The sequence below is a fragment of the Blastococcus sp. VKM Ac-2987 genome, from assembly GCF_026967805.1.
Taxonomy (GTDB): Bacteria; Actinomycetota; Actinomycetes; order Mycobacteriales; family Geodermatophilaceae; genus Blastococcus.
The window spans coordinates 620,185-628,910 of record NZ_JAPVBG010000002.1 but is presented as its reverse complement, the minus strand read 5'-3'; the positions used below and the strand labels follow the sequence as shown (position 1 = coordinate 628,910).

Here is an 8,726-nt window from a genome sequence, read left to right as displayed (position 1 = left end):
GCCATCGACGCCATGAACCAGACCCGCGGCAAGGCCGACGACGCCATCGACGCCATGAACCAGACCCGCGGCAAGGCGGAGGCGGCCGTCGACGCCATGAACCAGACCCGCGGCAAGGCCGACGACGCCATCGACGCCATGAACCAGACCCGCGGCAAGGCCGACGACGCCATCGACGCCATGGACCAGACCCGCGGCAAGGCGGAGGCGGCCGTCGACCAGGTCAGCGGGACGACCGAGCGGGCCGACGGCATCGTCGGCCGCGCGGAGGGCCTGGTCGGCCGGGTGGAGCCGCTGCTCACCGACTACGAGCCCGCCCTCACCGCCCTCGCCCCCGCGATCCGCCGGCTGGCGGCCGAGTTCGACGCGACGGAGGTCCACGCCCTCATCACGCTGATCGACCGGCTACCCCAGGTGCTCGGCCACCTCGACGACCAGGTTCTCCCGGCGCTGGAGGGGCTGGAGAACGTGGGCACCGACGTCCGCGACCTGGTCGACACCGTCCAGGACATGCGTCAGATCGTGAAGGGCTTCCCCGGCTCGAAGCTGTTCCGTCGTCGCGGCGCCGAGGAGATCGCGGACGACGAGGCGAAGGAGAACGCCGGCGTGTGAGCCGGCGCCCTCCCCCGCCCGACGGTCAGGAGTCCTCCTGCGCAGTCTCCGAGGCCCCGGGCCCGGGGCCGGTCTCGGTCGGGTAGCCCAGCGCTCGGACGACGTCGCCGATCCGCTCGAAGGTCTGCCCCTCCGGCAGCCGCTCGAGCTCGGCGGCGACGGCGTCGGGGGCGCGGTGGTCCCGGGCCGCCTCGACGAGCTCGGGGCCGGTGCTCGGGAAGTCGGCCCGGTCCAGCCAGCGCGCCAGCTCGGCCCGCGCGACGACGGCGTCCTCGGTCATCCCCTCCGGCACCCCGCCGGTCAGCGTGCCGGCCGGGTCCGAGTCGATGTCGGGGTCGCCCTCGGCGACCGGCTCCACCTCGCGCCACTCGTGCGCGCGAGTGGCCCGCTCGGCCTTGAGCATCCCCTGGACCTCGTGCTCGAGCTCCTCGTCGAGCCGCGGGTTGTGCTTGGTGCTGCGCGAGCCGGCGAATTCGCCTGCGGACTCGGTCACGTATGCCTCCTGGTGTTCGGGCCCGGCACCGCCGGGCCGAGATCGGTGCGCGAGGGCTCAGGCCTCGTCGAGCGCACCCGGCTTGTGCACCGCGGTGCGGCCGCTCTTGTCGCTGCGGACCTCGTACTGCGGGTCGTCCTCGCTGGCCCGCACGGTGCGGCCGGAGGCCTCGGTGTCGGAGGTGATCTTCCGTTCCACCGTGCCCTCCGTCGTGCTGCCGTGGCTCTTCCAGGTGACGTGGTCACCCTTCTTCAGGTCGTCGGACATGGCCTCTCCCCGGTCGCGGACGGTGCTGCCCGTCCGTGCCCGCCGCGACCGCCGGGCACACATCGGTCGCCGCGGCCGGGGCGCACCTAGGCTGGCCCGACGTGACCTCCCCCGACGGCCTCTTCCCCGACGGCCTGCGACCGGTCGACGTGCTCACCGTCGTCGCGGTGACCGACGTGACGCCCTCGGTGCGCCGGGTGACCCTGTCCGGGGACGCCGCCGTCGTGGCCGCGGCGGGGCCCACCGTGAACCTGCTCGTGCCGAGGGTCGGCGACCCGGACCCGCGCTGGCCGCGCATCCAGCGCGACGGCCGCATCGTGTGGCCCGAGGGCAGCCACGGGATCGCGCTGCGCAGCTACACGGCGCGGCGGCAGGACCCGGCCGGGGGCGAGGTGGACATCGACTTCGTGCTGCACGGCGACGGCCCGGCCGCCGCCTGGGCCGCCGCGGCACGGCCCGGCGCGCTGCTCGGGATCGCCGGTGCCGCCTCCCTGGCCGAGCGGCCGGCCCGGTGGCTGCTGCTCGCCGCCGACGAGACCGCGCTGCCCGCCGTGAGCCGCATCCTCGCCGCGGCACCGCCGGGGACGGCCGGGGTGGCCCTGCTGGAGGTGGCCGGGCCGGCCGAGGAGCAGCCGCTGACCGCGCCACCCGGCGTCGAGCTGCGCTGGCTGCACCGCGGGACGACGCCCCCGGGCGAGAGCACCCTGGTGGTCGACGCCGTCGCCGCCCTGGACCGGCCCGCCGGCGACGACGTCTTCGCCTGGGTGGGCGCCGAGTCGGCCGCCGTCCGTGCCATCCGGGCGGACCTGCGCGGCCGGTGGGGGCTGGGGCGGGCGCAGCACCACGCGATCGGCTACTGGCGCCGCGGCCGCGCCATGTCCCCCGCCGGCTGACAACACCGGCCCCAGGCATAGGAGGCTTTGCCTATGGATTCCGGCCCATAACCATAGGCAGAGCTTCCTATGCCGATGCTCCCAGCCGGTTCACAGGTAGCGTCCAGGGCAACCGCAGCCGTTCCCCCGAACCTGGGTGCATGACGACGGCATCGGCACACGCGACCGGAGGAGCCGTGACGGGGAGCCAGCCCACCGGCCACGCCGCCCCGGAGGCCCGGCTCCTGGTGGTCGACGACGAGCCCAACATCCGGGAGCTGCTCTCGGCGAGCCTGCGCTACGCGGGCTTCGAGGTCGCCACGGCGGCCGACGGGCAGCAGGCCCTGGCCCTCGCCGCGTCGTTCCGGCCCGACCTGCTGGTGCTCGACGTGATGATGCCCGGGCTCGACGGCTTCGGCGTCGTCCGCCGGTTGCGCGAGACCGGCCGGCACACGCCGGTGCTGTTCCTCACCGCCCGGGACGCGCAGGAGGACAAGATCTCCGGCCTCACCCTCGGCGGCGACGACTACGTGACCAAGCCGTTCAGCCTGGACGAGGTCGTGGCCCGCATCCGGGCCGTCCTCCGGCGCACGGCCGGCCCGCAGCGCACGGCGGAGGCGCCCCGGCTGACCTTCGCCGACATCGAGCTCGACGAGGAGTCGCACGAGGTCATCAAGGCGGGCGAGGTCATCAGCCTCTCCCCCACCGAGTTCAAGCTGCTGCGCTACCTCATGGCCAACGCCGGACGCGTGCTGTCCAAGGCGCAGATCCTCGACCACGTCTGGAACTACGACTTCAACGGCGAGGCCAACGTCGTGGAGTCCTACATCTCCTACCTGCGCCGGAAGATCGACACCACCGAGCCCCGCCTGCTGCACACCATCCGGGGGGTCGGCTACACCCTCCGGCTGCCGCGCGGGTCGTGAACGCGGCGGTAGGCAGCCGCGTCCCGCTCCGGGTCACCCTCGTCGCGCTTCTGGTGGCTCTGGTGGCCGTTGCCCTGGCCGCGACCGGGTTCGCGGCGACATCGTTGCTCAAGGCCTACCTCCAGGATCAGCGCGACGCCGAGCTGGTCACCACGGCGCGTGCCTACGACGACCTGCCCGGTCTGCTCGATCTCTGCAAGTCCGATCCCCCCTGGCCGCAGCCCAACCAGACGTACGTCGCCTGCCTTGCCCCCGACGTCGACGCCCCGGTCGTCCTCGCCGGACCGGACAGAGGCGGCCCCGGCATGCCCCGGTTGACCGCGTCGGACGTCGAAAAGCTCCGCGGCGGTGCCGGCCCCATGACCGTGGGCTCCGACCGCCGGACGGCCTGGCGCGTGACGTCGGAGGAGCTCCGCGAAGGGTGGACCGTCGTCGTCGGCGGGGACGTGGTCGGTGACGAGGCCGCCATCGGCGAGCTCGTCCGCATCGAGGTCGTGGTGGGGCTCATCGTCCTGACGATCCTGGGCGCCACCGGCTACCTGCTCGTCAGCAGCTCGCTGCGACCGCTGGCCGAGGTCGAGCAGACCGCCCGCGCCATCGCCGCCGGTGACCTGTCCCGCCGCGTGCCCGCCGGCGACGAGCGCACCGAGGTCGGCCGGCTGTCGACGGCGCTCAACGGCATGCTCGCCCGGATCGAGAGCGCCTTCCGCGCCCAGCAGGCGTCGGAGGAGCAGGCGCGGGGCTCCGAGCACCGGATGCGCCGCTTCGTCGCCGACGCCAGCCACGAGCTGCGCACGCCGCTGACGTCGATCCGGGGGTTCGCCGAGCTGTACCGCCAGGGCGCCGTCCGCGACGAGGACGACGTCGCCCGGCTGATGCAGCGGATCGAGGCCGAGGGCGGCCGGATGGGGCTGCTGGTCGAGGACCTGCTGCTGCTGGCCCGCATGGACCAGCAGCGGCCGCTGGGGATGGCACCGGTGGACCTGGCGGCGGTCGCCGGCGACGCCGTGCACGATGCGCGGGCGGTGCAGCCGGACCGGCCGATCAGCCTGCACCTGGACGAATCGCTCACCGACGTCCCCGTGGTGCGCGGGGACGAGGGCCGGCTGCGCCAGGTGGTGGGCAACCTGGTGACCAACGCCCTCACGCACACCCCGCCGGGCACCCGCGTGCAGGTCTCGGTGGCACAGGACCCGGCCGACGCCGACGTGCTCCTGCTGCGGGTGGCCGACGACGGCCCGGGCATGGCCCCCGAGGACGCGGCGCGGGCGTTCGAGCGGTTCTACCGCGCCGACGCCTCCCGCACCCGCGCCGCCGGCGGGACCGGCCTCGGCCTGTCCATCGTCTCCTCCCTCACCGCGGCCCACGGCGGCTCCGCGTCGCTGGAGACCGCGCCCGGGGCCGGGCTCGCCGTCACCGTGCGCCTCCCGCGCGGCGGGCCGCCCGGGGGCGGGGCGCCGCCGTCCTGAGCGGGCTTGCGACCATCTGCCGGTGACGACGAACGACGGCACCCCGGAGAAGGGGGCTCCCTACGACGCCGAGCTGATGGCGGCCTCCACCGACCTCGGCGCGGCGCTGCGCGAGCTGATCGAGGCGTCGGTGACCACGACGACGCCGGCGGCCGAGGTGGCGGCGGCGGCCGAGCTGGTGCGCGGGGCGACCGCCCGGCTCGCCGTCTCCCGGCGCTCCGCCGCCACGCTGCCGGTGCTCGACGACCCCGCCGTGGGACGCCGGGTCTTCAACCCCGTCGTCGGCACCGCCAGCGCCCTCGCGCCACCGCTGCGGCTGCGGCGGGACGGCGACGGCGTCGTCGCCGAGGCGACGCTCGGCGTCGCCTACGAGGGCCCGCCCAGCTACGTCCACGGCGGCATGAGCGCGCTGTTCATGGACCAGCTGCTCGGCAGCGCCGCCGGTGCCGCAGGATTGTGGGGCATGACCGCCCACCTGGAGCTGGACTACCGGGGCCCGCTGCCCCTGGAGACCCCGCTGGTGTTCCGCGCCTGGGTCGACAGCACCGCGGGCCGCAAGTCCGTCATCGCGGGCACGATCGCGCTCGCGTCCGACCCCGACCGCCCCCTCGTCGAGGCGCGCGGCATCTTCGTCATGCCGCGGCCGGAGAAGGCGCAGGCGTACTTCGGCGCCATCACCGACGCCGCGGGCCGGCACACCCCGCCCCGCCGGCCCGGCGACGCCACGTCGGTGCAGTGGGGCTGAACGGCGACGTCGCCGTCGCCGCCCGAGCGGCCCGGGCGGCGGCCGACGCGCTCCTCCCGCTCCGCTCGACCGGGCTCACCGGCCGCCCCCTGGGCGACGCCGGCGACGCGGCCGGCCAGCAGGCGATCGCCGGCGTGCTCGCGGCCGAGCGGCCCGGTGACGCCGTCTTCAGCGAGGAGGCCACCGACGACGTCCAGCGGCTGTCGGCCGACCGGGTCTGGATCGTCGACCCGCTCGACGGCACCCGGGAGTACGGGGACCACGAGCGCTCCGACTGGGCCGTGCACGTGGCGCTGTGGGTCCGGGGGGAGCTGTCGGCCGCCGCCGTCGCGCTGCCGGCGCTGGGCGAGGTGCACGTCACCGACCCGCCGCCCGCGTTGCCGGCCCGCCCGGACGGACCGGTCCGGATCGCCGTCAGTCGGACCCGCCCGCCGGCCGAGGCCGAGGCGGTGGCCGCGGCGCTGCGCGGCCGGCTGGTCCCGCTGGGCTCGGCCGGCTACAAGACCCTCGCGGTCGTGCGGGGCGAGGTGGACGCGTACGTGCACTCCGGCGGCATGTACCAGTGGGACTCCGCCGCGCCGGTCGCCGTCGCCCGCGCCGCCGGTCTGGTGACCTGCCGGCTGGACGGATCACCGCTGGTCTACAACCTGCCCGACCCCGCCCTCCCCGACCTGGTCGTCGTCCGTCCGGAGGTGGCCGACGAGGTCCTGGCTGCCGTCGCCGCGTCCCGATAGCGGAGACTGTGCGGGAATCCGCACCAAGCCGATCGGGTTGCCGCCGGTGGCTGACCCGATCCCCGATCCCTTGGAGCTCCCGCACGTGACCACCCCCGACTACCGGCTCAGCCAGTTGGAGACGCTGGAGGCCGAGTCCATCCACGTCATCCGTGAGGTGGTCGCCGAGCTCGAGCGGCCGGTGCTGCTGTTCTCCGGCGGCAAGGACTCCATCGTGATGCTGGAGCTGGCCCGGAAGGCGTTCGCGCCGGCTCGCATCCCCTTCCCGGTCATGCACGTGGACACCGGGCTGAACTTCCCCGAGGTCCTGGAGTTCCGGGACCGGCGGGTGGCCGAGCTCGGCGTGCAGCTGGTGGTCGCCTCGGTGCCCGACGCGATCGCCGCCGGCACGGTCAAGGAGGAGCCCAACGGCTCCCGCAACCGCATCCAGACCCCGGTGCTGCTCGACGCGGTCGAGCAGCACGGCTTCACCGCCCTGTTCGGCGGCGCCCGGCGCGACGAGGACAAGGCCCGCGCCAAGGAGCGGGTGTTCTCCTTCCGCGACGAGTTCGGCCAGTGGGACCCCAAGAACCAGCGGCCGGAGCTCTGGGACCTCTACAACGGCCGGATCCACCTGGGCGAGTCGATCCGGGTCTTCCCGCTGTCGAACTGGACCGAGCTGGACATCTGGCAGTACATCCTGCGCGCGGAGATCGCGATCCCGGCGCTGTACCTGGCGCAGGAGCGGGACGTCGTCGAGCGGCAGGGGATGCGCTACGCGGTCAACGAGTTCATCTCGCCCCGCGAGGGCGAGCAGGTCCGCCGGGAGAGCGTCCGCTACCGCACCGTCGGCGACGCGAACCTGACCGCGGCCGTGCCCTCCACCGCCACCACGGTCGAGGAGGTCATCGCCGAGATCGCGGTGACCCGGATGACCGAGCGGGGCGCGACGCGCGGCGACGACAAGGTCAGCGACGCGGCGATGGAGGACCGGAAGAAGGAGGGCTACTTCTGATGGCCCGCACCTTCCCGGGCACGGCGCCGCCACCGGTTCACCAGCACGCGGACGACGACGGCCAGGAGCACCAGCCCGGTCAGCCAGCCCGCCACCTCCGGCGGCCGCTGGCCGTCCACGCCGAGCAGGCCGCAGATCCACGCGGCCACCGCGTAGCCCACGACGTAGCCGAGCACCACGACCAGCAGCGCGGGCACCGCCGCGGCGAACACGAACACTGGCTCCCTCCCCGGGCGTCGGACCCCAGCGTCCGCCCCGCCGCCGTCCTCTGCCAGGAGAGCTCCCGATGACCGCCGCCCAGCACGACGCCCCCGTCGACGTCCACTCGGCTGCCGCCGAGGCGGCCGTCGAGATCGCGACCGCGCGCAAGGACATCCTGCGGATCGCCACCGCCGGCTCCGTCGACGACGGGAAGAGCACGCTGATCGGCCGGCTGCTCTACGACAGCAAGGCCGTGTTCGAGGACCAGTACGAGGCGGTCGAGCGGGCCAGCGCCGGCGGCGACTACGTGAACCTCGCCCTGCTCACCGACGGACTGCGCGCCGAGCGCGAGCAGGGCATCACCATCGACGTCGCCTACCGGTACTTCGCCACGCCGCGGCGGACGTTCATCCTCGCCGACACCCCGGGGCACGTGCAGTACACGCGCAACATGGTCACCGGGGCCTCCACCGCCGACCTGGCGATCGTGCTGGTCGACGCGCGCAAGGGCATGCTCGAGCAGAGCCGGCGGCACGCCTTCCTCGCCTCGCTGCTGCGGGTGCCGCACCTGGTCGTCGCGGTCAACAAGATGGACCTCGTCGACTGGTCGGAGGACACCTTCGAGGCGATCCGCGACGAGTTCACCGCGTTCGCCGCGAAGCTCGACGTCCCCGACCTCACCGTCGTCCCGATCTCGGCGCTGCAGGGCGACAACGTCGTCCGCCGGTCGGAGCGCACCCCCTGGTACCAGGGCCCCTCGCTGCTGCACCACCTCGAGCACGTGCACGTGGCCAGCGACCGGAACCTCGTCGACGTCCGCTTCCCGGTGCAGTACGTGATCCGGCCGCAGTCCGAGGCCCACCACGACTACCGCGGCTACGCCGGCACGGTCGCCAGCGGCGTCCTGCGTCCCGGTGACGAGGTGCAGGTGCTGCCCAGCGGGCTGACGACGACGATCGCCGGCATCGACGGCCCGCGCGGCCCGGTCGAGGAGGCCTTCGCGCCCATGGCGGTGACCGTGCGGCTGACCGACGACCTCGACGTCTCCCGGGGCGACCTGATCTGCCGCCCGGCCAACGCGCCGCGCGTGTCGCAGGACCTCGACGCGCTGGTGTGCTGGATGACCGACGAACCGCTGCGCCCACGGCAGCGCCTGGCGATCAAGCACACGACGCGGTCGGTGCGGGCGGTGGTCAAGGAGCTGCAGTACCGGCTCGACATCAACACGCTGCACCGCGAGCCTGGCGCCGGCGAGCTGGGGCTCAACGACATCGGCCGCGTGCGGCTGCGCACCACGCAGCCGCTGTTCGTCGACGAGTACTCGCGCAACCGGGTGACCGGCCGGTTCATCCTCGTCGACGAGGCGACCAACGCCACGGTCGGCGCGGGGATGCTGGTCCCCGGCACCTAGCG

The 8,726-nt window shown here is 74.4% G+C and carries 11 protein-coding genes; 8 read left to right on the top strand and 3 right to left on the bottom strand.

Translation table 11 applies throughout. The annotated features are described in order from the left end of the window. On the top strand, positions 1-612 hold a 612-nt coding region (locus tag O2W17_RS11895), incomplete at its 5' end, for a hypothetical protein (protein ID WP_269192648.1). Between the two features lie 25 nt (positions 613-637). Here the strand turns inward: O2W17_RS11895 and O2W17_RS11890 are convergent. Beyond that, complete coding sequence (locus O2W17_RS11890) at positions 638-1,105, bottom strand: DUF2795 domain-containing protein (protein WP_269192647.1); 468 nt, start codon at positions 1,103-1,105, stop codon at positions 638-640. 57 nt (positions 1,106-1,162) lie between these two features. Beyond that, entirely contained in the window at positions 1,163-1,372 is a 210-nt protein-coding gene (locus tag O2W17_RS11885; RefSeq protein WP_269192646.1) for a DUF2945 domain-containing protein, read from the bottom strand. Between the two features lie 101 nt (positions 1,373-1,473). Here O2W17_RS11885 and O2W17_RS11880 point away from each other — a divergent pair, with 101 nt between their 5' ends. The 6 genes from O2W17_RS11880 (at position 1,474) to cysD (ending at position 7,112) form a co-directional block, all read left to right on the top strand. After that, positions 1,474-2,265, top strand: coding sequence for a siderophore-interacting protein (locus O2W17_RS11880; protein ID WP_269192645.1), 792 nt, complete (start codon positions 1,474-1,476; stop codon positions 2,263-2,265). 176 nt (positions 2,266-2,441) lie between these two features. Continuing rightward, complete coding sequence (locus O2W17_RS11875) at positions 2,442-3,170, top strand: response regulator transcription factor (RefSeq protein ID WP_269192644.1); 729 nt, start codon at positions 2,442-2,444, stop codon at positions 3,168-3,170. A 62-nt stretch (positions 3,171-3,232) separates the two neighbouring features. Beyond that, positions 3,233-4,639 (top strand): sensor histidine kinase, encoded by a 1,407-nt coding sequence (locus O2W17_RS11870; protein ID WP_269192642.1) that lies wholly within the window; start codon positions 3,233-3,235, stop codon positions 4,637-4,639. A 22-nt stretch (positions 4,640-4,661) separates the two neighbouring features. Beyond that, positions 4,662-5,384 carry a PaaI family thioesterase gene (locus tag O2W17_RS11865; protein ID WP_269192641.1) on the top strand — a complete coding sequence of 241 codons (723 nt, stop codon included), beginning with the start codon at positions 4,662-4,664 and terminating at the stop codon, positions 5,382-5,384. Further along, positions 5,375-6,118, top strand: a complete 744-nt coding sequence (locus O2W17_RS11860; protein ID WP_269192640.1) for an inositol monophosphatase family protein — start codon at positions 5,375-5,377, stop codon at positions 6,116-6,118. Before O2W17_RS11865 ends, O2W17_RS11860 begins: the two co-directional genes overlap by 10 nt. An 85-nt stretch (positions 6,119-6,203) precedes the next feature. Beyond that, the gene (gene cysD, locus O2W17_RS11855) at positions 6,204-7,112 is read left to right on the top strand and encodes a sulfate adenylyltransferase subunit CysD (RefSeq protein WP_269192639.1); all 909 of its coding nucleotides are present in this window, start codon (positions 6,204-6,206) and stop codon (positions 7,110-7,112) included. On the opposite strand, the gene O2W17_RS11850 is transcribed toward cysD, so the two are convergent. After that, on the bottom strand, positions 7,103-7,330 hold the full coding sequence (locus tag O2W17_RS11850) for a hypothetical protein (RefSeq protein WP_269192638.1): 228 nt from the start codon (positions 7,328-7,330) through the stop codon (positions 7,103-7,105). The genes cysD and O2W17_RS11850 overlap by 10 nt on opposite strands. A gap of 68 nt (positions 7,331-7,398) precedes the next feature. Between O2W17_RS11850 and O2W17_RS11845 the strand changes: the two genes are divergently transcribed. Continuing rightward, positions 7,399-8,724 carry a sulfate adenylyltransferase subunit 1 gene (locus O2W17_RS11845; RefSeq protein WP_269192637.1) on the top strand — a complete coding sequence of 442 codons (1,326 nt, stop codon included), beginning with the start codon at positions 7,399-7,401 and terminating at the stop codon, positions 8,722-8,724. Positions 8,725-8,726 lie beyond the last annotated feature (2 nt).